This is a genomic window from Lysinibacillus telephonicus (assembly GCF_039654155.1).
GTDB lineage: Bacteria > Bacillota > Bacilli > Bacillales_A > Planococcaceae > Ureibacillus > Ureibacillus telephonicus.
This window is the reverse complement of the sequence record NZ_CP155468.1, coordinates 197,241-222,664: the sequence shown is the minus strand read 5'-3', so window position 1 is coordinate 222,664 and position 25,424 is coordinate 197,241. Positions and strand designations below refer to the sequence as shown.

23 protein-coding genes and 1 pseudogene are annotated in these 25,424 nt (G+C 34.8%); 7 read left to right on the top strand and 17 right to left on the bottom strand.

What is annotated here, in order from left to right; all coding sequences use genetic code 11:
- Window positions 1-9: 9 nt before the first annotated feature.
- Complete coding sequence (locus tag MKY04_RS01000) at window positions 10-987, bottom strand: BMP family lipoprotein (RefSeq protein ID WP_246020121.1); 978 nt, start codon at window positions 985-987, stop codon at window positions 10-12.
- Between the two features lie 359 nt (window positions 988-1,346).
- Between MKY04_RS01000 and MKY04_RS00995 the strand changes: the two genes are divergently transcribed.
- Window positions 1,347-2,531 carry an alanyl-tRNA editing protein gene (locus MKY04_RS00995; RefSeq protein ID WP_126292387.1) on the top strand — a complete coding sequence of 395 codons (1,185 nt, stop codon included), beginning with the start codon at window positions 1,347-1,349 and terminating at the stop codon, window positions 2,529-2,531.
- Window positions 2,532-2,831: 300 nt separating this feature from the next.
- On the opposite strand, the gene MKY04_RS00990 is transcribed toward MKY04_RS00995, so the two are convergent.
- The 8 genes from MKY04_RS00990 to MKY04_RS00955 form a co-directional block, all read right to left on the bottom strand.
- Window positions 2,832-3,650 (bottom strand): metallophosphoesterase, encoded by an 819-nt coding sequence (locus MKY04_RS00990; RefSeq protein ID WP_126295675.1) that lies wholly within the window; start codon window positions 3,648-3,650, stop codon window positions 2,832-2,834.
- Between the two features lie 331 nt (window positions 3,651-3,981).
- Window positions 3,982-4,389 (bottom strand): Na+/H+ antiporter subunit G, encoded by a 408-nt coding sequence (locus MKY04_RS00985; RefSeq protein ID WP_126295676.1) that lies wholly within the window; start codon window positions 4,387-4,389, stop codon window positions 3,982-3,984.
- Window positions 4,367-4,651: a Na(+)/H(+) antiporter subunit F1 gene (locus MKY04_RS00980; protein ID WP_126295677.1), complete on the bottom strand. Its 285-nt coding sequence runs from the start codon at window positions 4,649-4,651 to the stop codon at window positions 4,367-4,369. The genes MKY04_RS00985 and MKY04_RS00980 overlap by 23 nt, the downstream gene beginning before the upstream one ends.
- Window positions 4,652-5,134: a Na+/H+ antiporter subunit E gene (locus MKY04_RS00975; RefSeq protein WP_126295678.1), complete on the bottom strand. Its 483-nt coding sequence runs from the start codon at window positions 5,132-5,134 to the stop codon at window positions 4,652-4,654.
- 4 nt (window positions 5,135-5,138) lie between these two features.
- Window positions 5,139-6,617, bottom strand: a complete 1,479-nt coding sequence (locus MKY04_RS00970) for a Na+/H+ antiporter subunit D (protein ID WP_126295679.1) — start codon at window positions 6,615-6,617, stop codon at window positions 5,139-5,141.
- On the bottom strand, window positions 6,610-6,948 hold the full coding sequence (locus MKY04_RS00965; protein ID WP_126295680.1) for a Na(+)/H(+) antiporter subunit C: 339 nt from the start codon (window positions 6,946-6,948) through the stop codon (window positions 6,610-6,612). Before MKY04_RS00965 ends, MKY04_RS00970 begins: the two co-directional genes overlap by 8 nt.
- Window position 6,949: 1 nt before the next feature.
- Window positions 6,950-7,372: a Na(+)/H(+) antiporter subunit B gene (locus tag MKY04_RS00960; RefSeq protein WP_126295681.1), complete on the bottom strand. Its 423-nt coding sequence runs from the start codon at window positions 7,370-7,372 to the stop codon at window positions 6,950-6,952.
- A complete protein-coding gene (locus MKY04_RS00955; RefSeq protein ID WP_126295682.1) occupies window positions 7,362-9,770 on the bottom strand; it encodes a Na+/H+ antiporter subunit A in 2,409 nt (802 codons plus the stop codon). Before MKY04_RS00955 ends, MKY04_RS00960 begins: the two co-directional genes overlap by 11 nt.
- A 298-nt stretch (window positions 9,771-10,068) precedes the next feature.
- Here MKY04_RS00955 and MKY04_RS00950 point away from each other — a divergent pair, with 298 nt between their 5' ends.
- Complete coding sequence (locus MKY04_RS00950) at window positions 10,069-10,746, top strand: universal stress protein (protein ID WP_126295683.1); 678 nt, start codon at window positions 10,069-10,071, stop codon at window positions 10,744-10,746.
- Between the two features lie 103 nt (window positions 10,747-10,849).
- Window positions 10,850-11,569: a YetF domain-containing protein gene (locus MKY04_RS00945; RefSeq protein WP_185807797.1), complete on the top strand. Its 720-nt coding sequence runs from the start codon at window positions 10,850-10,852 to the stop codon at window positions 11,567-11,569.
- Between the two features lie 22 nt (window positions 11,570-11,591).
- On the opposite strand, the gene MKY04_RS00940 is transcribed toward MKY04_RS00945, so the two are convergent.
- From MKY04_RS00940 to MKY04_RS00905, 8 genes are all read right to left on the bottom strand, one after another.
- Window positions 11,592-12,536, bottom strand: coding sequence for a carbohydrate kinase (locus MKY04_RS00940; protein WP_346235181.1), 945 nt, complete (start codon window positions 12,534-12,536; stop codon window positions 11,592-11,594).
- 409 nt (window positions 12,537-12,945) lie between these two features.
- Window positions 12,946-14,550: a methyl-accepting chemotaxis protein gene (locus tag MKY04_RS00935; protein WP_126295685.1), complete on the bottom strand. Its 1,605-nt coding sequence runs from the start codon at window positions 14,548-14,550 to the stop codon at window positions 12,946-12,948.
- The gene (locus tag MKY04_RS00930; RefSeq protein ID WP_126295686.1) at window positions 14,547-15,998 is read right to left on the bottom strand and encodes a class I adenylate-forming enzyme family protein; all 1,452 of its coding nucleotides are present in this window, start codon (window positions 15,996-15,998) and stop codon (window positions 14,547-14,549) included. The genes MKY04_RS00935 and MKY04_RS00930 overlap by 4 nt, the downstream gene beginning before the upstream one ends.
- Window positions 15,985-16,233 carry an acyl carrier protein gene (locus tag MKY04_RS00925; protein WP_126295687.1) on the bottom strand — a complete coding sequence of 83 codons (249 nt, stop codon included), beginning with the start codon at window positions 16,231-16,233 and terminating at the stop codon, window positions 15,985-15,987. Before MKY04_RS00925 ends, MKY04_RS00930 begins: the two co-directional genes overlap by 14 nt.
- Window positions 16,223-17,281 (bottom strand): alpha/beta hydrolase, encoded by a 1,059-nt coding sequence (locus MKY04_RS00920; protein WP_126295688.1) that lies wholly within the window; start codon window positions 17,279-17,281, stop codon window positions 16,223-16,225. The genes MKY04_RS00925 and MKY04_RS00920 overlap by 11 nt, the downstream gene beginning before the upstream one ends.
- Window positions 17,268-18,209, bottom strand: a complete 942-nt coding sequence (locus MKY04_RS00915; protein ID WP_126295689.1) for an ATP-binding protein — start codon at window positions 18,207-18,209, stop codon at window positions 17,268-17,270. The genes MKY04_RS00920 and MKY04_RS00915 overlap by 14 nt, the downstream gene beginning before the upstream one ends.
- Window positions 18,210-18,228: 19 nt before the next feature.
- Complete coding sequence (locus tag MKY04_RS00910; RefSeq protein ID WP_346235180.1) at window positions 18,229-18,951, bottom strand: SDR family oxidoreductase; 723 nt, start codon at window positions 18,949-18,951, stop codon at window positions 18,229-18,231.
- Window positions 18,941-19,765, bottom strand: a complete 825-nt coding sequence (locus MKY04_RS00905; RefSeq protein ID WP_126295691.1) for a 6-carboxytetrahydropterin synthase — start codon at window positions 19,763-19,765, stop codon at window positions 18,941-18,943. The genes MKY04_RS00910 and MKY04_RS00905 overlap by 11 nt, the downstream gene beginning before the upstream one ends.
- A 673-nt stretch (window positions 19,766-20,438) precedes the next feature.
- Here MKY04_RS00905 and MKY04_RS00900 point away from each other — a divergent pair.
- The 4 genes and pseudogenes from MKY04_RS00900 (at window position 20,439) to MKY04_RS00885 (ending at window position 25,336) form a co-directional block, all read left to right on the top strand.
- Complete coding sequence (locus tag MKY04_RS00900) at window positions 20,439-21,332, top strand: EamA family transporter (RefSeq protein ID WP_126295692.1); 894 nt, start codon at window positions 20,439-20,441, stop codon at window positions 21,330-21,332.
- Window positions 21,333-21,422: 90 nt separating this feature from the next.
- Window positions 21,423-22,940 carry an argininosuccinate lyase gene (gene argH, locus MKY04_RS00895; RefSeq protein WP_126295693.1) on the top strand — a complete coding sequence of 506 codons (1,518 nt, stop codon included), beginning with the start codon at window positions 21,423-21,425 and terminating at the stop codon, window positions 22,938-22,940.
- On the top strand, window positions 22,937-23,875 hold the full coding sequence (locus MKY04_RS00890; protein ID WP_126295694.1) for an N-acetylglucosamine kinase: 939 nt from the start codon (window positions 22,937-22,939) through the stop codon (window positions 23,873-23,875). The genes argH and MKY04_RS00890 overlap by 4 nt, the downstream gene beginning before the upstream one ends.
- A 243-nt stretch (window positions 23,876-24,118) precedes the next feature.
- Window positions 24,119-25,336 (top strand): annotated as a pseudogene (locus MKY04_RS00885) (IS110 family transposase).
- Window positions 25,337-25,424: the final 88 nt, after the last annotated feature.

The following is a 25,424-nucleotide window of genomic DNA, read 5'->3' as shown; positions in this document are numbered from 1 at the left end:
TTCCGCCTCTTAGTCTAGTATTGTAATTGATCCGTTTGAGATTCCTTCTGTAAACTGATCTAATGTTTTTTGTTCAGTTTCTGAAAGCTTTATCACCCTTATTGGGGCAATTACTACACCGTTTTCTTTGAATCCTAGTACTTTATTTTTTTCAGAAATAGTCCCTGTTTCAACGAGTTCTTTTACCGTATCGTAAATAGCGACATCAACCTGTTTAACCATAGAAGACACAACAGATTTCTCTGCTAGATAAAATTGGTCACTATCAACTCCAAAGGAATAGGTTCCTGCACGCTGTGACTCAAGTAAAACCCCTACTCCTGTAAAGCCTGCAGCTGGATAAATATAATCAGCCCCGGCTGTTATCATCTCTTTTGCAATACTTTCACCTAATTTATCGTCTCCAAAAGTGCCTGCATATTTGGAAAGTATCTGTGCCTCAGGGTTAACGGCTTTTACTCCATTAATAAACCCTTGTTCAAATTTATGTATAAGAGGTGCATCTTCTCCTCCAACAAAGCCAACAACATTACTTTGTGTTTTCATCCCAGCTACTACACCAATTAAAAAAGATCCTTCTTCTTCTTTGAATGTAATATTATTAATATTTGGTAAATCTGATTGGGAATCAATTATTAAAAATTCTGTGTCTGGGTATTTTTCAGCCACTGTTTCCATTGCTTCCTGAATAGCGAAACCAAGCCCTATTATTAAATCATTTCCCTCTTCGACCAACTCTTCAAGACCTTGCTCATAAGTCTTAGTATCCTTCAGTTCACGATAATCAAACGAAATTCCTAATTCATCACGTGCTTTTTCCAGACCTGCAAATCCTAGATCAGAAAATGATTGATCTCCTAAACCTGCATCAGATAACATGATACCAATTTTCACTCGATCATCTTCCGTGTTTTCGTCTGTACCTGAGCAAGCGGAAAGAACAAAAACACACAGGATATAGGTACATATAATCACATATTTTTTCACCAAAATCACTCCTAAGTATCTACATTTCTCCTTTTTCGAGCCAACTTTTAGGTAAAACGTTCAAAAAATTACCATAATTTGCACTTAAGTATTTTACAATACTATTTAAGTATTTAAAAATAAAATGACTTACGGATTATTTACTACCTTCGTGACAGTAATACACTTCTATGCCAAAATGTTACTAAGAGTTTTGTGAAAGTCTACTTAATACGTGATTCAATATGTAGAGCTAGATTCAAAGCAATCATACTGCATTTAGTGAAAATATAGGGGGAAGTTACAAACTCTTAATATAAAATTTATTGTACTTTTAAATTACTTCCAGAATCCTTACGTTGAACAGAAAGGGGAAAATTATGAAAGATTTACTTTATTATCAAGATGCCATGATAAAACAATTTACTGCTCAAGTAATACGTACGGGAATAGATTATAATCGCCCATTTATCGTACTTTCGAATACAGCTTTTTACCCAACAGGCGGTGGGCAACCAAATGATACAGGATTTATTAATGATATTCGTGTAATTAATGTTGAAAAAGTTGAAGAGGAGATACGGCATTATGTAGAGGGAGATATAAGTTCTTTAGATGGTGAAATAGTAGGCGTTCTAGATTGGGAGCGCAGATTTGACCATATGCAGCAGCACTGTGGGCAGCATATATTAACTGCAGCCTTTGTAGAACTTTTTGATTTTGCTACTGTCAGCTTCCATTTAGGAAATGAGCTAGTAACGATTGATTTAGATACAGAAATTGTTTCAGAAGAGCAGCTTGTTTTGGCAGAAAAACGAGCAAATGAAATTATACTAGAGAATCGTCCAATTGAATCAAAGTGGGTTACAAAAGAAGAGCTTTCAAATTACCAATTACGCAAGGACGTTTCAGTTGATGAAGATATACGTTTAGTCATTATTCCCGACTACGATTATAACGGCTGTGGTGGTACTCACCCTAATTCGACTGGACAAGTAAGCGCCATTAAAATATTAGGAACTGAAAAAATGAAGAAAAACACTCGTGTTTCGTTTGTATGTGGGAAACGAGTATTAGATCAGTTGGGAATGAGGAAAAACGTACTATCGAATGTAGCACGTCAATTAAGCGTGCCTGAAGAACATTCTGCAGAGGCGCTATTAAAAGTGCTAAACGGAGTAAAAGCAACTGAAAAGGCATTGGAAGATGCTCAAAATAAGTTATTAGAATATGAAGCAAAAGAACTTGCTGCAAATTGTAAAGATGGAGTCATTGCAGCTGCATATAAAGATCGAACAATCCAGGATTTACAAAAACTTGGCCGAGCAATTACTGCTCAAAACAGTATGGCAGTTGCATTATTTGTTGCAGACAACGATGATAAGCTTCAATTTATTGCAGCACGTGGAGCAAATATAGAAAAAAGTATGAAGGATGTCTCTAGCGCAATCCTTCCTCTTATAAATGGCAAGGGTGGAGGAAATGACAATATCATTCAAGGCGGTGGGGAAAAGCTGTTATCTGCGGATGAATTGTTAGCGAAAATGAAGAATTTGTTTTTATAAAAGCTAAAGGGGACGTCTCATAAGGGTTTGAGACGTCCCCTTCCTACGACGAAAGGTAAAGCCAGCAGTCGCAATCTATCTGTACCGAAAGCACAGCGGCAGGTACAATCTATCTGTACCGAAAGCGAAGAAGCAGGTATAAAAACTTGATATAAAAGTATTCTCATATCAAGAAAACTATCCCACAGCCCATTTCAAGATATTGATAAAAGCTTTCTTACTTCGTTAATACATGCAGCTATTTATAGAGCGAAAAAAGCGTAGAAATGTAAATTTTACCTCTATACACTGTTATTTTACCTATTCCGCTTTTAATTCCACTACAACAATCTCTGGTAAATTAAATATCCGATAAGGCACTCCGCTATTTCCTAAACCACGGCTAACATTCATTGTCGTTTGCCCGTCCTCATATAAGCCAGCTGTATATTTCGGGAAGAATCCCTGCCCTGGCGCAACTAGGCCACCTAATCCAGGGAAGCGAATTTGCCCACCATGTGCATGGCCAGCAAATACAAGATCAATGCCATTTGCTACATAAGTATTAAATTTCTCTGGTCGATGTGCTAAAAGAATCATAAGCCTCTCTTTATCTACTTTCGACATCGCCCAATTTAACATTTCCTGTGTTTCATGACCATTAAGTGGATCTTCAATACCGATAAGAGAAATGCTTTCCCCGCCCTTATGTTTTAAAGTAACAGAGGTATTAGGCATGACATGAACACCTATTTCCCTCATAGCTTCATAAATTTCATCTACCTGATTAATAGCAACCTCATGATTGCCGATAACATAGTAAACTTCTGCTATATCCACCAGCTGACGAACAGCAACTAAACTTTGCTCAAGGTTATACCGATTACTGTCAATTACGTCACCAGTAATAAATATTACATTCGGATGGGTTTTACGAACCTTTTCCACAAGACGCTCTTGGTTATTACCAAAAACAGCATCATGCAGATCAGATATTTGGGTAATACGAAATCCATCAAAGCTTTCAGGTACTTTTTCCGATTCATAGATATGTTCTGTCGTAACAATCCAATTATTATTCACATATAAAAAAATATAAATCCCTAATATAAGGAAACCTAATTTTAATAATTTTTTCAAAACAACTCGCCCGATTCATTCATTAAGTTAATAGGCACATTCTTAGCCCATCTTTAAATAATAGTAACATGCTTTGTATCATTCAAGTAGGAATAAATAGACCTATAATGTAATTGTAATATTTTCCTTACCGCAACGAGTTTTTCTTAAAAAATTATCCACAGTTTCACTCTTTAAAAATCACTTATTCAACTTTCTCCACAGCTTTATCCTCAACCTTCTCATTTGTCCACAAGTTCACTTAAATTTGACCTTAATATCCTTAAAAACTTATCCACAATTCATAAAAAGGAACTGTCCAGAGAATAAAACTTTCTGAACAGTTCCTTTCTTATTGGGGATAACTTTCTTTATTTAAACTCTCATCAGTATTAATTATTACCGAATCTCCCCCATATAAGGCAGGCTTTAGCTCATCACTACCAGAGCCCTCTGCTAATGGAACTCGTGAACGATAGGCTGCTCGACAAATTAAATGTCCTGCCACAGGTGAAGTAATGAAAACAAATATAATCCCTAAAATTAGTCGGATACTAACATATCCATCATGGAACCAAAAATAGATAAATGCCCCTAACAAACTTAAGAAAACTGCCAAAGTTGAACTTTTTGATGCAGCATGTGATCTCGTATAAACATCAGGAAGCCTAATTAGACCAAGAGCACTTATGACACTAACAATGGAGCCAAGTAAAATTAATAATATAGCAACCCACTCAAGAATCTCCTTTACGCTCAACGATGACACCCCTTTCGATATATTTCGAAAAGGCAATAGTTCCGATAAATGCTAATATACCTAATATTAGAATCGCTTCCAGGAAGGCCTTCGTCTTTAACATTATTGAGACGATGGCAATTGCTGAAATCAAATTCACACCGATTGTATCAAGCGCAATAGCTCTGTCTGGCATAGAAGGGCCTACGATGACACGGTATAAAAGAATTGCAATGGCCACCATAAACAATGTTAATGCAATTAATAAAATAGTCTCCTTCATTTATCGTGTTACCTCCAAAATCGCTTTCTCAAATTTCCCTATTGACCGAATAACCTCTTCTTTTGATTGTTCAATATCCATCGCATGGATATAAAATAAATTACCTTCCTCCGACACTTCCATTACAACCGAACCAGGGGTAAGTGTTAATAGAAGTGCCAATACAGTCACTTCCCACTCTCCCTTTAAGCTCGTTTTATATGTAAAAATACCAGGAGTAATTTCCAATTTTGGTGTGAGGATATATCTCATTACTGAATAGCTGGAACTGATTAGCTCCTTAATAAATAACAAAATGAGATATATAATTTTAGTCACTCTTCTTAAATAAAATTGTGTTCCAAAAAAGCGATGCATCACATATAAAATGCCTATTCCTACTACAAACCCTGTAAAGAAGGTTGTTATTTGCGGAATTGGTTCATCTGCTAACAATAGCCATAATAGTGCAATGAACAGATTTAAAATAAACTGGCCTAACATCAACTCACCCCTTTAATATCGCATCTATATAAATAGAAGGATTTATTAAAGTTCTTGCCGCATCCTTTACATAAACTGAAATTGCTTCAGCTCCTACACCAATGTAAACAATTGAAATTGCTAATAAAATAAACGACATTGTTGCGCCTTTCGGAATAGGCTTTCTATCTTCGAAGCTTATCGTTGTTTCTCCAAAAAATGAGGCTAGGAAGATCCTTAATAAAGAATATAAAACGATAATGCTAGATCCAAAGCCAATTCCAAGCAATACATAGGAACCCTCTTCAATAGCACCTTGGCCAATTAAAACTTTCCCAACAAAGCCACTTAATGGTGGAATGCCTGCCAACGCTAACATAACGATAAAGAATATCCAACCAAATAATGGATAATTGCGGATTAACCCGCTTATTTTTTTAACAACGGTTTCACCCGTTAAATAAATCATCATACCAATTAATAAAAATAATAACGCCTTTGCTATCATGTCATGAATTAAATAGTAGATAGCACCTGTAATTGCTGTTTCCGTACCAACTGCAAGACCGATTAAAATAAAACCAACCCCAATGATGACGTTGTATGTTGCTATTGTATAAACATCTCTGCCCGACAAAGCTCCCATACAACCCGCAATAATCGTTAATCCTGCCATTACTCCGATAATAGTATGTGTCACCTCTTGATTTAAAGGGAACATTAAAGTAAATAAGCGGATAAGTGCATAAATCCCAACCTTCGTTAATAATGCAGCAAACAAAGCTTGCACTGCGGTTGGCGGCACGCTATATGAACCTGGCAACCAAAAGAACAGAAGTAATCCAGCTTTTAAACTAAATACAACTAAAAATAAAATTGCTACAGTTGTTAGCATTGGATCTTGCCCAACTTCCGAAACTCGCATTGCAATATGGGCCATATTTAGTGTTTTTAATGTGCCATACAAATATGCAAGCGCCACTAGAAACATCCAGGAAGCCACTACATTTATAAGTACGTATTTTAATGACTCACGTAATTGAATCCGTTCTCCACCAAGGGCAACTAATACATAGGAAGCTAACAACATTACTTCAAAACATACAAAAAGATTAAAAATATCTCCCGTTAGAAATGATCCATTGACTCCTGCAATTAAAAACAGCACAAACGGGTAAAAAAACATATGTTCATGGCGATTACCTATCGTGGAAAACGCATAAATTAAACAAATCGTCGTTACTATACTCGCAGTTAAAACAAGTAATAATGAAAATGAATCAGCAACGAATAGAATACCGAAAGGAGGGAGCCATCCGCTAAAATCTAGTCTTAGAATCCCTTCTATTTGTATTAGTTCCAGCAGCACATATGATATTAAGGATAGAAACAGCATTGTAACAAGGCTTATAATCCGTTGGAGCATTATGTGACTGCGCAAAAAAACAAGCAATACTGCCGTTATTATTGGAATAATAATCGGCAAAACAAGTAAATTATTCATCAGACATTCCTCTCAATTCACGAAAATCCGCTGAACCATTTTTTTTGTAAGCCCGATACGCCAACACTAGAAGAAATGCAGTAGTTGCAAAGCTAATAACTATTGCTGTTAATATTAATGCTTGAGGCAAAGCATCTGTAAATGGTCCATCCGATTGACTTAGTAATGGAACGCCACCTGTTTTAAGTCCTCCAACAGTCAAAATTAGCAGATGAACTGCATGTGACAAAATAGCTGTTCCCAAAATTACACGAATAATATGTCTAGATAAAATTAAATAGGTTCCTATTGATACAAGAATCCCAACTAATACAACCATTAAAGATTCCATATTATTCATCCTCACTTATGCTTAAAATAATCGTTACAAGCGTTCCAATAACAGTTAATGCTACGCCTGCCTCAAAAATTGTTACTGTTGTTAAATGTTTTTCCCCTAGAATTGGGATGTTGAAATAAGCATCCGTCTGTGATAGAAACGGTGCGTCAAAGTAGAGAGAACCAATTGCAGAACCAGTAGCTAATAAAACTCCGAATGCTGCAACTTTTTTAAAATCAAAAGGCATTTTTTTATGAACTGTCTCAAGATCATAGGTTATATAAAGAAGTACAATCCCCGAACCTAAAACAAGTCCTCCTATAAATCCTCCACCAGGTGCATTATGTCCAGAAAAAAACAAGTAAACACCTAGGGTTAGAATAATGAATACTACACCCTTAACGACCGTTCTTAAAATTACATCATTAATTTTCACTATCTGCATCCTCCCTTTTCGCTTTCAACTTAATGAGCGTATATACTCCTAAGCCGGCTATAAAGAGAACAACAACTTCCAGCATCGTATCAAAAGCGCGGAAATCTCCTAAAATTGTATTAACAATATTCTTTCCACCTGCTAAATGATAGGAATCCTCAAAGTATGTCGAGATTGATTTAAACTTATCGTAATTAATTACTGCTAGACCAATTATTGAAACGGTAGCTCCTACCAAAATAGAGACAAATCCCTTTGACATTATGGAGCGTTTTGAATCGTTTTCTGGTGTTAAGTCAGGCAAGTACTTAAAACAGAGCAGGAATAATGCTGTTGTTACAGATTCGACAACGAGCTGCGTCAATGCCAAATCTGGCGCACGGAAAATAACAAATAGGAATGCAACAGAATAGCCAAGCACCCCATTTAATAACACCATCGATATTCGTCCTTTTACAAAGATTATCGCTACGGATGCGAATATCATAATAAACACTAAGAGCAACTCATAACTCTCGATGGCGGCATCCTTCGACGGATCCCACTCAAAAGCTCCGGTATAAAGAAAAACGCCCGCTACGATTGCGATGAAAAGCATATAGATATAAATAAAATAATAGGTTAAATCACCATTCATATAGCGCTTGGTAACGGTTTCTGAAGTATTTTCGCTAAATGTGATAACCCTCTCATAAATGGCATTGAACGTCCATTGTTGTGGGAAAATGCGGTAAATCCTTTTCCAATATTTAACCGTTATAAATAAAATAATCCCTACTATAACAACACCTATAGTCAACTGCAGTTCCGTATTAAACCCATGCCATGCCGAGACATGAGGTGCAATTTCTTCAGCGGAAGAATATGCTGGGAAAATACTTAACATTGCGGGCTTTAAAATATTGTTGCCTAGTAAATTTGGGAAGAAGAAAATAACTACAACAAGTCCAATAAGAATAAATGGTGGAACTAGCATTCCAAATGGCGGCTCATGTGGATTTTTCTCTAAAATATCAGGCTTAATTTTTCCGAAAAACGTTTTACTAACGATAATTAGGCAATATACAAATGTGAAAACACTTGCTATCCAAGCGATAATAGGGATGAACCATGCAATACTTTGGATGGAGGAAATATTTAATTCTGTAATTGTTAATACTGCTGTGAAAAACATTTCTTTACTCAAAAAACCATTAAATGGCGGTAATCCAGCCATAGAAAAGCATCCAATTAATGCAATTGTAAAGGTAAATGGCAGGAATGACATTAGCCCACCTAAACGTCTTATATCCCGAGTCCCTATCTCATGATCGACAATACCGACCATCATGAACAGGGCACCTTTAAAGGTTGAATGATTAATTAAATGGAAAAGTGCAGCAAATGAGGCCTGTGTATAAATAATGCTTTCTTTCGTAGAGCCTAAATATATAGCAATAGATCCTAATCCGAGCAAGCTCATAATTAAGCCAAGCTGACTAACTGTAGAAAAGGCTAAAATTGCTTTTAAATCAACCTGGCGAACTGCATTAAAGGATCCCCAGAATAACGTAATTAATCCAACACCTGTTACAGCCCAAAACCATACAAGCTCTCCGCCAAAGATAGGTGTAAAACGAGCTACCAAATAAATACCAGCCTTTACCATAGTTGCAGAGTGTAAATATGCACTAACTGGTGTAGGTGCTTCCATTGCATCTGGCAGCCAAATATGAAATGGGAATTGTGCAGACTTCGTAAATGCACCGAAAAGAACTAATATAAGTGCTGGAACAAATAATGATTGTTCACTAATCACATTTATATTCGCAATAATTTCTCGAATACTAAATGTCCCTGATATCTGGTATAGCATTAAGAAACCAATTAACATCGCAATGCCGCCTGAAACCGTAATAGTCATTGATTTCCGCGCACCTGCTCTAGACGCTTTCCGGTGATGCCAAAAAGCAATCAATAGAAAAGATGAAACGCTGGTTAACTCCCAAAATGCGTATAACACCATTAAATGATCTGAAAAAACGAGACCAAGCATTGCACCCATGAATAGTAATAAATATAAATAAAAGTGATGCAAAGATTCTTTCATTGATAAATAAAAATTGGAGTATAAGATGACTAAACTGCCTACACCTGTAATAAGTAAGCCAAATATTAAGCTTAGTCCATCGATATAAGTTGTGAAATTTAAATCAAAAGAGGGGATCCACTCATATGTATGAGTAATCGTTTCACCGTTTACTATACGAGGGATATATGTAGTCAATAAAATGAATAGACTAATCGGGATAGTTAGGACTATCCAACCAATATATTTCTTTTTCAGTCGCCTATAAAAAATAAGCATAAGTGCTGCCATAAAAAAAGGAAGTATAATAATGGCAAAATCAAGCGTCACAAGCTAAAACCTCCTAACTCTATCTTTATATTTACTTGACTTCCCAGTATGCTCTCTTCATAATATTGTGTCATATAGGGAAATCATTTATTTCAAACCACCTTATAAAAATAAGTAATTTATTACAAATTAATAATATTTTACTAAAAATACATTAAATATTACAATTTCAGTATACAATAGAAATGTCATAGATGCACTTAATACACATTCACTTCTGCTTATTTATACTTTTATTTTCTAAAAAATATTATGATATATTTTTATACTGGACTAATTTTAAGAGGAGCAAACGATAATGAAGCATGTGAAAATAACGGATGAGAGTATTTTAGTTTGTGTATATTATGGACTTAACGGTGAACGTCTTATTCGTCGTGGACATAAGCTTGCGACGTTGCTAGATTGCCCACTTTATATATTAACTGTAGATACAAAACCACTTGATGCTTTCGATGCAGAAAAATCCGGATATATAGAAAAATGGACACAATTAGCTGAAGAGCTTGAGGTTGAAAAATTTATCATTCGTGATAATGAAAAACGTCCGATTCAAAAAGTAATTTCTGAAGTTGCAAAGGAAAACAATATTACTCAAATTATTGTTGGCCAAAGCGCACAAAGTAGATGGGAGGAAATTACAAAGGGTTCTTTCTTAAACGTTTTGCTAAAAGAAGTTCCTTTTGTTGATTTCCACATCGTATCTGTAAATCGTCCGATAGAAGACGAAGCATACGGCACATATGAAAAGGGTGTCCGCGCCTATGTTATTAGAGATATTGAAAACTATAAAATTGTGTTTACTTGTCCAAAATCTGAATCATTGGAAGGCATCTTTTTCAAGGAAATTGGAACAGATTTTGATAATGGTATTTTTAAATTTTCGTTTGCAAATAAAATGCATGAAATTACTATAAAAGAAGGATTCGTTAGCAATCCACACCTTATCCATGCCATTTTAAGTCCTGCTCAATAATCAAAAAGGCTATTTTCGTTTTCATTAAACGGAAATAGCCTTTTTTGTATACAGTACAACGTTTTAGCCCATGCTAGGTAAAGGATTGAAAGGAGTTTCTAAAATGGAAGCATTTACAGAGGTAAACATTTTTGAAATGATATTTCGTACAACCGTTGCCTTTACTACCATCTTAATTTTGGCAAGAATTATAGGAAAAAAACAGCTAAGTCAATTTACATTTTTCCATTATGTAACTGGGATTACTTTTGGTTCTATTGCCGCTGAAATTTCATCCAAGGCAGATGGGGTGTTTATAGATGGTCTAATTGGGCTCATATGGTGGACGGTTTTAACTTTATTAGTAAGCTTTATTACATTGCATTCAACAAAAGCCCGTGTTTTAATCGATGACAAGCCTATGATTTTAGTTAAAAACGGCGTCATTATGAATCAAGCGTTAAAAAAAGCCAGACTTCATACAGATGAGTTAACGATGTTATTAAGAGAACAGGGTATTTTTTCTGTCGACGAAGTACATTATGCTCTTTTTGAAACAAATGGGGAATTGAGTGTAATAAAAAAACCAGCACACAGTCCTGCAACAAAGCCAGATGTAAAAGCAGATATTACAATACCACCTTTTGTACCTACAGAAGTTATTGCAAATGGCAAAATCCATTCAAAAAATTTGTTGGAACTGGATTTAACAGAAGAGTGGCTGCGGAATAAACTTCGAAAGAAAAAAATACAAAATATTGAAGATGTTTATTATGCTCAAGTTTTAGAAAATGGGTCTTTATATGTTAGTTTAAAAAATAGTAATGGTAATTCTAGTTCTTAGAATTACCATTACTTTTTATAATTTATAACCAATCTTTTATTTCATCATAATGTGGTAGTGCTGTTAGGGCGCCGGGTTTTGTAGCAGCAAAGGCACCTAGTTTATTGCCAAAACTTACGCACTTTACTAATTCTTCGGCAGTTGTAGGCAAACCATTGAAATGAACAAATCGTAAAACCCCCGCCATAAATGCGTCACCTGCTCCTGTTGTATCAACCGCTTCAACCTTTTCTGACGGTACATGGATGATGTCTCCATTAAGCAAAGCATAAGCTCCATTTGCACCTACTGTAATTAGTACAATCGGTACTAAAAATTGATTGATAACTTCAATTCCATCTTTTAAGTTATCTGTTTGCGTTAAGAAATATAATTCTTCATCAGTCAATTTAAGAATGTGCGCATCCTCGAAAAAAGATGTTATTGTTTCCCTGCATACTTTTTCACTGTCCCAACGCAACGGACGAATATTTGCATCAATAGCAATGATAGTCCCCTTATCTTTTGCCATTTCAATCCCTTTTCTTGTTGTAGCAAGGGCTGTGGGATGAAACATTGTTCCTGAGCATACATTGAAAACCGATGCCTTTTTAAAAGCATCTTCATTTAATTGTTCGGGCAATACTTGCAAGTCTGGCGTTTCATCTACATAATCTTTAAAAATTCGTTCACACTCTTGTGTTAGATGAACATAGACACCACTTACCCGTTTTTCTGGCATTAAAATTGAATACTCCATATTAACGCCTTCTTTATCTAGCTCTGCACGGACAAATTGTGACGTCTTATCATCACCTGTAATTGTCACTAATGCAGATGGGGCACCAATTCTGCTTATTCCAGCGGCAACATTAACTGTTGCACCACCTAAATAAGTTGTGAATGATGTATTCGTCATATCATTCGCTATATAATCAACAAAAGCATCTCCGTAAACTAATACGAAACCTTTATTTGACTGCTCCATGGGTTGTCCAACCTCCGAATAGTTACTCTATTAAGATTATCATAAAAATAGCATAAAATTAAAGTTTTATACTATTCAGATAGTTAATAAGAACCCTTTATTCTAGAGGGAATTACGTATTTTACATATAAGCAAGTCCTATAGCACCAAATCAATATATGATTAAGCAAAAAAATCACAAAAGTGGCGTCTAGCACTTTTGTGACTATGAATATCTAGGAGCTATTTTGCTGCTTTCATCAAGCTTGATGTTAAATCAAAAATTAATTGCACGCCCCAATTTTTATGTATACAAATTTTGTGAAAGTTTCTTCCAGTGCACAAATCCAACAATAATGACATTCTATTATTATTAGGAAGTCTACTATTCAAAAAATTAAGCATTCATATTTAATTTGGAGTGCGGTTTTTATAGTTTAAACTTATACATATTCTCAAATAATTTACTTGAAATTTCCGAAAGCTCATCTGACTGGTTTTGCAATGATTTCAGCAGATCAAATAAGGTAATCGTAATATCTGTTGTAGATTCTGAACGGTTATCTGATATTTGGCGAATTTCTTCAGTTTTTAACAAGATATGCTCAATATCATCTTTATTTGGAAGATTTTTTATTTTTTCTTCTACAAGTTCTAAAAAATCCGAGATGTTATAAGCATCTTCTCGAGCCTTTGAAGTAAGGTCAATTGATAAATCATAAACTTTTTCAACAGATTCATCCGCTTCTTCTTTTAAGCCCAAGGACATTCTTTGAACTTTAGAAGCTTCTTTTGTTGTTTCTCTTAATACTTTATTTAAAGTTTCTGTCATATGGTTTGTACTTGCGGAAAGATCAGCTAACTCGCCTTTTCCTTTTACTTCACTTCGGGAAGTAAAATCGCCCAATTCAAGCTTCTTAATTTGTGAAATGATAACTTGAATATTTTTATATATCGAGTTGAAAAATTGGGTTGATAGTATAAACATAGCTAATAAGCTGATAAAGCTAGTAATAAGCAGAAATGTTGAAATTTTTTTAACAGGTAAAATCATTGCAGTATAATCTAAGGCGACAAAAATAACTTTCCCATTATCCATTGGGATAAACATTTTATAAATCTTTCTAGAATCAATTTCTGTGATATAAGCCGTCTCCTTTGGCTCTTTAGCTATTGAGGCTAAAATATCCTCATCTTTTCGATCAGCTAAATTAAATTCCCCATATACAACTTTTTGTAAAGGAGGATACAACTTTTCAGCTAAAGAAGGGTCTGCGTATACATTAGGGTCCAGTACAGCTACTTCTTTTGCTAATGAATTAGTTTTCAGCACTTTTTCTATCCAATTATTAGGACCAACCTTTTGTGTAAACTGATAAACTTCATTCGCTTCTATATAAAGGTTTATTACATAGTCCTGCCCCTCCCCATGATAATAAGCGTATTTGTAAAGTGAAGTTTCGTCCTGATTTGAGCCTGATTGAGTAGTATAAAGAATGATAGTGTTTTGGTCAACATAGCTCTCAGTACTCTGAGTAATTTCTTTGCCGTTTAATAAATTACTAATCCCAATAAACGCTTCGTTTTCAGGGCCCAGAGTTTTTTTAAAGCTAAATCCTATATCGCTTGGTGCTGTTGATTTTACCCCTACAATATCATCTTCCTGCTGTGCGAAAATGGTAATACCCGCAATATCAAATTCCTCACTAATTGCCTTAAGTTCTTCATTTGTAATATTATCTATCGTTTTTGTCCCTAAACGATCGCTTACTCGTTGTGCAATTACTTTTAATCTTAAATCTAGCTGATTTTCAATTGCCCTTGAAGCAGAATTAGTTTCATGAATTCCTTGTTCAATACTATAAGCAATTTTTATTGCTTCTCCTTTTACATTATGGTCAATTTGATTGCCGAGGTAATAATATTGAAAGACAGCTGACAGTCCTGAAATGGTTAACAAAACAATAAGCATCCGAAAAACAAATTGTTGCCTTAACGTATTTTTTCTTTCTTTTCTATCTTCTACTTTTGTCATTTTTCTTCCCTCAAATAATTAAACATAGATTTTAATGCTATTTTATCAACTTTACCTTGTCTAATAGGTAATTCTTTAATAAATACAACCTTATCAGGTATTTTATAAGCAGCGATTTTTCCTTTACAATGTGAGCGAATATCGATGGATGTCAGCTTGTTTGCTACGATGAAGGCTATAACCTGTTCACCATAGACATTATGTGGGGCTCCCAACACACACACTCGCTTCACCCCTTCTAACGAAGAAATTACTAGTTCCACCTCGCTAGGTATCACTTGCTGACCACCTTTTTTAATCAAATCTTTTTTTCTTCCTATGATTTTAAAAGTCGTTTCATTTACGAATTCAACTAAATCTCCAGTTTTGTACCAACCATTCTCAAATACTTTATCCGTTAATTCTGGGCTATTATAGTATTCTGTAAAAAGTGCCCCCGTTTTTACATATAATTCTCCATCTACCACCTTGCTTTCCGCTCCATCAACCAACTCATACTCATCAGTATTTAGGAGATTGGCATTCGCAATAGCCCCTGTTTCAGAGCTTCCATACTGCGAATTAAATCGAGCATTTTTTAATAATGGGAATGATGCTGTAAAGTTTTCTGGAATGTATTCACCAATTAAACAAACTAATTCTATGTGCTCCATCACATCGGGTTTTAATTGCTTCGAAAACGAATAGATGGCTTTTAGGATTGAAGGAGTAGTTACAATTTTATTGCACTTCTTTTCACTCATTAAACCTATAATCTTTTGTAAGTCAAATTCATTCGGAATAATGGCATGTGCCCCTCCATGAATTACAATATTCATTGCAAGCACTCCAAATATTGTACTTGTCGAGGTATATATCATAACTGTATCAGCAGCTTTAAGTTCAAAGAATTCTGAAATATGTCTAAAGGAATAGTCAAATGATTGATCATCAAACACCAAGCCTTTTGGGGTACCTGTACTTCCCGAAGTACAAAAAATATAGCTTTTTTTAAGATCAACTTCTACTAACTTTTCGTTTCCATCCACCACACTAGTTTCCCAGTCAACACAATCAGTAGAAGTAAAGAATACAGTATGCCCTTTCTTTTCACTCGCCCACTCTTTAATGAGTTTCAAAAAGTTAAACCCGCTATAATGGACAACTGAAAAAATAATATGAGGATTAGTAAGGTTTAAAACATTTGTTAAATCCGCTTGTCTAAATTGGCCATTTAAAGGGATAACTGTACCATCCAAATGGTTAATTGTATGTACTAAAGGAATAAACTCTTCAATGCTAGGTACAAGTAGAGCAACACGTTTTCCGCTTATATTAAGCGGGGTTAACAAGTGTTCATATTTTTTTACTCGATGTAGTAACTGATTAGCTGTATAACAACCTTTAAATGTTGTTAAGGATACGGTATCTAGGCTTAAGTTTGAAAACACTCGTTCAAGTAGTTTCATAATTACCCACACTTTCCACTATTTCAAAAAGCCCTCCAACAGTTTGGATTTTGTCGGTATTTTGGATAAATACCTCGAATGGAATATTAAATTGCTCTGCGACAGCAATTACTAGGTTAACTAATTGAAGGGAGTCAATCTCTAATTCTTCTTTAAATTTAGTAGTTTCCGATACTGAAATAGGCTCCATATCTATTATTTCAAACAATGTTTTAGAAAAGTCTTTAAACACCATTGATATTTTCCCCTTTAAGCCAATTTATTGACCTTTGTCTTAATTCCGGCAATTTAAAATTACAGCAGTGCCCCTCATCCTCATAAGTGATAAGGCGTTTTTCAGGAGAAAGCTGGTCGTAAAGGTTAAATAGCTCCTGACTATCCATCATGACGTCCTGCAATCCATGAAATACGATTATGTTATTGACTAATTGTAATTCTTTGAAATCAGGTAAAAAACCCTTATCAACATCTTCTAAAACGTTAGACATACGGCTCTTGAAATAATCGGGAAGATTAATGCCAGCTCCCGGCGGTGGACTTACAGAAACTATTTTTGATACGAATGGATTTTTGCCAGCTTCAATCGCCCAAGCACCACCAGAACTAGTACCAAACAAATTGATTGGCAGTCCTGGAAATGCCTTGTTTGCAAATTTAATAACACCACTTAAGAAAGATGACCAATTCTCTTTGTTAGCTTTATGCTTATGGATTAATAGTGTCTCACCTTGACCAGGGCCATCAAAGTTAAGTACGATAAAACCCGCTTCAGCAAAATCAGTCTCATATGTGTATAATTCTTCTTTATTGGAGTCAATTGGGTTGACTATAATAACTATTGCAGATTGCTCCCTAAGGGGCTTCCTAATTCTGCCGATGTATTCTTTATCGTCAACTTTTAATGTATATTTTATAATATCATCCTTAGACTGCTTATCTGCCTTTTTGAAAGCTTCTAAGCACTCGTTGTACCAGCTCATTTTCCTATTATTCGGCTCAGGTAATATCCATTGAATTAAGTTGTAATATTGACCGGACAGACGATAGCATTGTTCAGCTTTGGCACGGTTTTGATTGTCGGTATATTTTACGGCTTGTAATGTTAGATTTTTTGCTTCTTTTTGAAACACATTAATCCATCCGTCTAGACTTGCGAGATTCGAAAGGTTATTGTTAATAACATCTTTTTGCAATCCATGTGCAATCCATCTACTCCAAAAGCCTTCTTGTAAAACACTCGATAGTATTGTCTTTTGAATCGTTTTATCGCTATTCAAATCCATCGTTTTCACCCGTTTCATTTTCGAATACTAAAACAACCGTTGAACCTTCCTTAGATGTTTTAAGCAATACGCGGTTTGCAAGCTTCATCATTAATGTAAATCCTTGTCCTAATGATTTTTTTGTAGAGTAGCCTTCAGTTAAAACTGTATAAGGTAAAATGTTTAAAGGAAATCCAGTACCTTTATCTTCAATAATCACATTTAAAGATTGCTTTGTTTGTATCAAAATGAGCCTACCATCTCTTGCATGCTTAAGTACGTTTGTTATCCCTTCTGAAATAAGTAATACATAGCTTGAAATTTTACTTTGCGACAATCCTAAACATTGCAAAACATCCTTTGCTTTATTTCTTGCCTTTGGAATATCTTGTTTTTCAATAACAGGCTCTATGCATAAAACTTGTCCATTTTTATATACCTCTAGTTCCTCTTCCTTTATTAGAAGGAATTTCCTTTGACTTGCTGCGTGCATAACATCTCTATAAATTCTCCATATTTGTTCCTCTGCACAAATTTCTTTTCCTTCGAGATCTTTTTTATTAAAATAAATCGATTCATCAGTTTTTACGATTTCATATATTTCAAGCAGACTTTTATGGTATTTTGCCTCAAGCTCCAACATCTGAATATTAAAATAAACGTCCTCCCCATTTTCTATCCAAGAGACAAGCTGGTCAGCAAGATAAAAAAGATAATCCTCTTGTTTGTCCAAATTTAAATTCTTCAACTCTTTATTTAATGCCTCGATTATTAATCTGCCGCTATTACAACTCTCTACATCGACAAGCTGACCTAGCTTATTTGCAATCCATCCAACAATCGATACTCTTTGATGTAGCTGTAAAGAATCAATAGTGGCTAATGTTTGGGGCTGTTGAACATTCTTCGGTTCTTCCCCCCCTAGTAGTCTTCTGAGAAGCGGATTCATTTTCAATACCACTCCCCGCTTAAAGTATGCCTAATGGCGGCATTATAGTAATTTCATCAATTACTGCACCATCTGGTTGGCATAAGATTGCCGCAATATGCTTAGCAATTGTTTCTTGAGGAATCATTTTAGATTTTTCTGGATGGTTTTCGATGTGATCCCAAAATTGTGTATTAGTAGATCCAGGAAGTACAGATGTTACATATACCCCTTGCTTTCTTAACTCTAGTTGCATTACTCTTGATAATCCAAGCAACCCAAATTTAGATGCAGAGTACCCTGCATTCCCTTCAAGAGTTGCAGTTCCCGCAATAGAATTAATATTAATAATTTGACCTCGTTTGTTTTTTATCATATGCTTGGCAAAATATTGTGAAGCTAAAAAAGATCCTCTTAAATTAACTGAAATCATGCGATCAAATTCTTCTATTGGTAATTCCAAGAAGGAGCTAAATGATCCATATCCCGCACAGTTAACTAAAGCATCTATTTTCCCAAATTTTAATACCCCTTCATTAAGAAAGTTGGTTATTGAACGTTCATCTTCAATATTAAGTTGTTGCGGAATTACCTTAGTTGGTAATATAGCGGATAATTCTTCTAATTCTTTAACACTTCTCGACCCAATTAATAGATTTGCACCTTTTGATGAAAGAAGGATGGCAGTAGCTCTACCAATCCCTTTTGTAGCACCGGTTATTGCGACATTTTTACCTTTTAAGATATTGCAGTCAAATAGCATAATCACCCTCACCTAAATATTCAAAATAATTTTTATCAGTTTCCCAAATTCCTACTTTATGAAGATTAGGAATATGCGACTTTAATATTTTGTAGATCACCATTGCGACAGCTTCTGAAGTAGGATTTAACTCCTTAAATTCTTCTGTATCTAAATTTAAATTCATATGATCGAATCTATCGATTATCTCACGTTCAACGATTTCATCTAAATCAGCCAAATTTATTATCATCCCTGTTTCTTTTGAAGGCTCTCCCTTTACTTGTATATCAACATAATAGTTGTGACCATGTCCATTAGGATTGTTGCACTTTCCAAATAACTTTTTATTTTCTTCATCAGATAAATAAATGCTATGTAGTCTATGCGCCGCAGAGAAATGATATTGTCTCGTTAAATATGTCATACTATCGATCTTCCTTTCAGCCGATAAATAATGATTTTCATAAAGTCTTAAACGATAAAGTTCACATCCTTTAAACTGCGGTTTTAACGACTCCCAAATATAATTCACAATATTCTCTGTAGTAGGGATATTTTTTATAAAAAAAGGATGCTCTCTATCTAAAAATTTCCCATCAAGTTCTTCTGCTAAAAAATGATTGACAATTTGCTTAATATCCGCTGTATTTACAACAATGCCAGAAGACAGATTTAACGTTCCTCTAACCATTACTTCCAATTTATAATCATGCCCATGTCCATTTGGATTGTTGCATTTGCCAAATATCTTTCTATTTTTTTCTTTATTCCACCGCGGATTATTGTACGTATGAGTAGCTGAAAATTCCGATTTTCTAGATAAATACAGCATTTTGCTCCCTCCAAACTTCAGACTCTTTCCAATTGATCTCTCTATTTATAATTTCTTATAAAGAACAACATTTCTGAAAAACAATTCCCTTTTGAACTGTTTACACAAAGTTTATATTTCCAGCACACAAACTCTTGTAGTCGTCGAGATGTCAATTTTACTGTTCTAGCAATTTCCGGAAAAACTACGACAAAATTATTATTTGCATCATGAAATAAAATTTTTCAGCTTTTACTGATTACTCTAATCTCAATAAGTATCCCTCCGGAATTATTATTATCAATTGAATATACACATATCACTTTTTACCTTTTAATAGAGATAATAACAAGGGTATATAAACCTATAATATAAATATTTATATATATTTAAAATTACTTTTTGATTACAAAATATTCTATTTTCTATAAATTTTAAGATTTAAGTATTAAAAATTATATAAAAATACCATTATATTCATTAATAATCAAATTTATCTTTCACATGTTTAAAATGGTAGGAAAATGATTTTTCTAAAATTTTCAAAAATGTCCTATAAATATTTTCGTGTTCCTTGATTTCAATTCCTTCTTTAACATAAATAATTCCTAAATTCTGTAGAAATTGGACATTTATCGATAAACTGTTTTATCATACGGTTAGTAAATTAAATAGAAATGCAGGTTAATACATCATGAAATTTCAACTACTATATCCACTGCTAATCATTATTGCATCGAGCAGCTACGGTATTTTATCAACAATTATTAAGGTTGCCATGGGACAAGGCTTTACATCCGGTGAAGCTGTCACAAGCCAATACATGGTTGGTTTTTTTCTAGCGCTAATTTTGTTTGTTATTACACAAAGAAGCTTGCCTCGTTTAAATAAAACTGGGTTACTTACGATTGTTTGTGCAGGTATTTTTACTGCAACAACTGGAATCATTTACGGAAAATCATTAGAGTACTTGACTGCATCCCTTGCTGTCGTATTGTTTTTTCAATTTACTTGGATTGGGATGTTTATTGATTGCATCTTACATAAAAGGTTTCCAAGCCGGCCTGAAATAATCTCCCTTGTTTTTTTATTAGCCGGAACTATTTTAGCTGCGGGTATTCTTGATACCGATTTATCAGCTATTGCTTGGCAAGGATGGGTTTACGGATTACTTGCAGCAACTAGCTTTGCAATATTTATTCAAATTAATTCAAGAAAGGTGGAAGGAATATCAATAATTTCTCGTACACTTCTCATGTCATTTGTTGCACTGATTGTTATTAGCATCTTCTTATCCCCTGAAATTCTTTGGAATGGCACATTAGTAAATAGTCCCTTGTGGATTTTTGGACTTATTTTAGGGGTGTTTGGTATTATTTTGCCAATTTTATTATTCTCCATTGCAGCTCCAAAAGTAGGTGGCAGTCTTTCATCTATTTTAAGTGCAATGGAATTACCTGTAGCAATCCTAGCCTCAGTTGCTGTACTACATGAAAAATTAACTATTATACAGGTATTTGGCATTGTAATAGTACTAATTGGTATGGTATTACCAACTGTTATAGCCCAAAGAAAAAATTCAGTTTAACATTTAATATGAATGAGTTAATTTGTTTGTTGATTTCATAGTTAAAAGATATTGGAATATTATAGGTAATTCTTTGTGGGGTGATTCTATATGTTTCAAGATTATAAAAGCCGTATTAATGAAATTGAGGGCAATCAGTTCCCTTCTACTAGTTATCGTCAAATGGTACTACAGCCAGCATATGAAGAAGCTAAAAAACATTTTTTGAAGTTGATGGTGCAAATACATATTGCCCATTTAAAGATGCTTGAAGAACAACAACTTGTTACAAAAGAAGAGGCGAAACTCATTGGGCAGGCCATTACGAAACTAGATTTGGACTACTATGAGCATCGAGATTACAACCCACAATTTGAAGATTTATTTTTCCGAATTGAAAATAAACTAATCGAGCTAGCTGGAGATGTCGCAGGTAATTTGCATATTGGGCGAAGTCGAAATGATATGGGAATTGCTATCTACCGTATGACTTTACGTAAAAGACTACTTTCACTCATGGAGGAACTGTTATCCTTTAGGTCTTCTTTAATAGCTTTTGCAGAAGAGCATGTTGACACTATCATGCTTGGCTATACCCATACACAACAAGCACAGCCTACAACCTTTGCACACTATTTGAAAGCGGTAATTGACCAGCTTACTCGTGATTTTAAACGAATGCAAGGTGCTTACAAAACAATTAACCAAAGTAGTATGGGGGCTGCTGCCTTAACTACTACAGGTTTTAATATTAACCGAGAACGCATGAGAGATCTTCTTGGATTCGACGATATTATAGAAAATGCCTGGGATGCAGTTGCAGGAGCAGATTATATCGGGGAAGCAGCAAGCGTCGTCCAACTTGCAGCACTTAATCTTGGGAGAACTTCACAAGACTTTCTACTGTGGGCGACACAAGAATTCAATGCATTTAGTTTAGCAAGCCCATATGTTCAAGTTAGCTCAATTATGCCACAAAAACGAAATCCAGTTTCGATAGAGCATACGCGCTCCCTGCTATCATCTGTTGTAGGAGATGCTTCAACCGTATTACAAATGATTCATAATACGCCTTTTGGGGATATTGTCGATACAGAAGATGATATGCAGCCATACCTATGGCGAGCAATGGAAAAATTAAAAGGAATTTATAAACTATTCGGCAGCTTAATAGTTACAATGGAAGTTAATAAAGAAAAATTATTAACTCGAGCCAAAAACAGCTTTGCTAACGTAACTGAGCTTGCCGATTCCCTTGTTCGCTCTGAAAAAATTTCGTTTCGACAAGCACATAAAATCGTTAGCAGTTGTATAAAAGCTTTATTAACTAAAAAACAGGAATCACTTGAGAGCCTAACTTGGGAACTTGCAAATGAAAAAGCATTAGAAATAATTCAAAAGCCTTTAACAATCTCAAAAGAAGAGTTCTATAAAGCTTTAAAACCTGAATTTTTTGTTCAAGTCCGTACATTAGCTGGCGGCCCTGCACCGGAGACAATGCGTAGTTCACTCCTTCAGGCACAAGCAGTATCACCCTTGTTAGAAAACTGGGTAAAAGAAAAAATTGATACCATACGTAAATGTGAAGAACAGTTAAATCAATTCCTTGAAGGTTGGAACAAGGAATGAAAGAGAAAATTATTTTAGCAGTCGATGGAGGAGCTACAAAAACCACTCTATCAATACGCTCTGAACACGGGGAATGTTATTTTGAAAAAACTTCTACTGGCTCAAATGCTCAAACAATAGGAGCTCATGCTGTTAAGGAAGTTTTAAATGAATTACTTTGGGATGCATATCAATCTACAAATTTAGAAAAGATAGACGTCGCAGCATTTGCTATAGCTGGAATTGATAGCGCTTCTGATTTGAAATTAGTTAGTGAAGTCATTGAATTCTGCTGTCAAAAGGTGCCTTTTAAAATAGAAAAGATAATTATTGAAAATGATGTACACTCAGCATTACTTGGCTTAGTCGGTTTGAAAAATCCTGGTGCCCTAATTATTTCTGGAACTGGTTCGATTTGCATGGCTACTGATGGAAATGGATACATTGTACGTACAGGAGGATGGGGACACCGCGCTGGTGACGAAGGCAGTGGATATTGGATCGGGAAAGAAATTCTAAGCATTGTATTTAGAATGGAAGATGGACGTTTAGAAAAAACATCCGTCTTAAAGGAACATCTTTATAAAAAATTGCACATTGAAACAACTGAGCAGCTTATAACATGGCTATATCAGCCTAACTATACAAATGCCCAAATCGCAAGTATAAGTTCAATCTTACAAGATGCTGTTATACTTGGAGATGAGCAGGCAATTGCAATAGCCCGGCAAGCAGCAAAAGAACTTTATTTTTTAGTAAAATCAGCACTGCAGAAAATCAATTATGTGAAAAAACCATTAACTCTTTATGTAAATGGCGGGGTTCTACAACATAATCCTATTATCTTAAACTTACTACAGCAATATACAGTACAAACTTATCCGGACATAACTTTTACAGTTTGCGACAAAAGTCCAATCGAATATATTTTTAAAAGAGCATTGTTTAGTTTATAAAAAACATACTAACATTAGTAGTACAAACCATGGCCATGGTTTGTGCTACTTTTTTTTATAGTAGAAGTGAAGGAAAGCCGACCAGCCCCTGGGATCCTTTAGAATCCGTATTAAAAACCGGCTAACTTCACACCCTTATTTGAATCAGTTTAGTATGTTGGGTCCAAGAGATCGTGTATAAGAAAATGGAATCGATAAGGTACTGTGAAGCCTTCTATGATTAGCTATAAAGGAGAAGATTATATGAAACATGTTGTTGCCTTTGATGTGAGTAAAGGCAAAAGTACTATGACGATTTATGACCGTTATAAACAATGTGAATTTGAAGGTGAAATTGAACATACACGTTCTTGCTTTCAAACACTTCATGAAAGGTTACACCAATTAACGATTCTTGACGGCCAAGTACCTGAAATTGTATTTGAAGCGACAGGTGTTTATTCAAAAGGACTAGAGAAATTTTTACGTGATCATGGCTATCGGTATAGTCGAATGAATCCGTTAGAGGCGAACCTCCAAATGGCCTCCATGCGACGACATAAAACCGATAAAAGCGATGCACATGAATTAGCGAAAACACATTTTAAAATGGAACGTGACTATACATACCAACAGGATGAATATTATGAACAGATGCGAGCGTTAACGAGGTACTATGACGAAGTTGACATAGAAATGAACCATTTAAGGAATCGAATGCATGCCATTTTACAACTGAGTTTTCCAGAGTTAGAGAAGCTCATTACGCCAAAATCTGCTTTATTTTTAAACATCGTGCAACTTTATCCTCATCCTAGAGTACTACTTGCACATTCTAAAACCGTTTCGGAACAGGTTAAAAGAGAATACACGTAAAACCTTTCATTAAAACGTGCAGAAGAAAAGGCGATTCTTTTATTAGAAGCTGCTCAAGAATCCTATCCAGCTATAACCTCTACAGATGTTCGATGTGAACAAGTAAAAGATTATGCAAAGCGCATAGCCGATTTAAAGGAAAAGAAGGAACAGCTTGTGAAACAAATGGTTGAACTTTCGAAAGATCGTTCTGAATATCAGGTCCTTCTATCGTTTCCTGGGATTGGTGAAGCAACAGCCGTCCGTATTATTGGAGAGTTGGGTGATCTTCGACGGTTTAGAAATCATAAACAATTAAACGCCTATGTGGGAATCGACATTATGACTTATCAATCAGGCAACACGCATTACCAAGATCGTATTAATAAGCGAGGAAATAAGAAGTTACGGAAAATCTTATTTTTTATGATAAAAACGATGATTACATTACGTAAAACAATAACCAATCATCTCGTTGATTATTATGACAAATTAAAAATGCAACCTCAGAGAAAGCCTCATAAGGTTGCCATCATCGCGTGTATAAATAAGTTTTTGAAATTAATTTTTCATCTTATTCAACACAATCTACCATACGATTACAACACAGCTAGCCCCTGTGCGTAAATGGTAATTTAACTATAACATAAATGACCTTTCGAAAAAATGAAATATCGTTAGGTCTATTTGTTATGCACAATTTTTTTGTTTAGGA

Bases quoted from the DNA above. Each gene is read 5' to 3' on its own strand.
- MKY04_RS00905 (WP_126295691.1), bottom strand. From the start codon at position 19,765: ATGCTGTATTTATCTAGAAAATCGGAATTTTCAGCTACTCATACGTAC.
- MKY04_RS00975 (WP_126295678.1), bottom strand. From the start codon at position 5,134: ATGTTAGGCCAGTTTATTTTAAATCTGTTCATTGCACTATTATGGCTA.
- MKY04_RS00935 (WP_126295685.1), bottom strand. From the start codon at position 14,550: ATGACAAAAGTAGAAGATAGAAAAGAAAGAAAAAATACGTTAAGGCAA.
- argH (WP_126295693.1), top strand. From the start codon at position 21,423: ATGTTTCAAGATTATAAAAGCCGTATTAATGAAATTGAGGGCAATCAG.
- MKY04_RS00900 (WP_126295692.1), top strand. From the start codon at position 20,439: ATGAAATTTCAACTACTATATCCACTGCTAATCATTATTGCATCGAGC.
- MKY04_RS00925 (WP_126295687.1), bottom strand. From the start codon at position 16,233: ATGGTGTTTAAAGACTTTTCTAAAACATTGTTTGAAATAATAGATATG.
- MKY04_RS00995 (WP_126292387.1), top strand. From the start codon at position 1,347: ATGAAAGATTTACTTTATTATCAAGATGCCATGATAAAACAATTTACT.
- MKY04_RS00915 (WP_126295689.1), bottom strand. From the start codon at position 18,209: ATGAATCCGCTTCTCAGAAGACTACTAGGGGGGGAAGAACCGAAGAAT.
- MKY04_RS00940 (WP_346235181.1), bottom strand. From the start codon at position 12,536: ATGGAGCAGTCAAATAAAGGTTTCGTATTAGTTTACGGAGATGCTTTT.
- MKY04_RS00945 (WP_185807797.1), top strand. From the start codon at position 10,850: ATGGAAGCATTTACAGAGGTAAACATTTTTGAAATGATATTTCGTACA.
- MKY04_RS00965 (WP_126295680.1), bottom strand. From the start codon at position 6,948: ATGGAATCTTTAATGGTTGTATTAGTTGGGATTCTTGTATCAATAGGA.
- MKY04_RS00890 (WP_126295694.1), top strand. From the start codon at position 22,937: ATGAAAGAGAAAATTATTTTAGCAGTCGATGGAGGAGCTACAAAAACC.
- MKY04_RS00930 (WP_126295686.1), bottom strand. From the start codon at position 15,998: ATGAAACTACTTGAACGAGTGTTTTCAAACTTAAGCCTAGATACCGTA.
- MKY04_RS00920 (WP_126295688.1), bottom strand. From the start codon at position 17,281: ATGGATTTGAATAGCGATAAAACGATTCAAAAGACAATACTATCGAGT.
- MKY04_RS00910 (WP_346235180.1), bottom strand. From the start codon at position 18,951: ATGCTATTTGACTGCAATATCTTAAAAGGTAAAAATGTCGCAATAACC.
- MKY04_RS00970 (WP_126295679.1), bottom strand. From the start codon at position 6,617: ATGAATAATTTACTTGTTTTGCCGATTATTATTCCAATAATAACGGCA.
- MKY04_RS00980 (WP_126295677.1), bottom strand. From the start codon at position 4,651: ATGAAGGAGACTATTTTATTAATTGCATTAACATTGTTTATGGTGGCC.
- MKY04_RS00950 (WP_126295683.1), top strand. From the start codon at position 10,069: ATGAAGCATGTGAAAATAACGGATGAGAGTATTTTAGTTTGTGTATAT.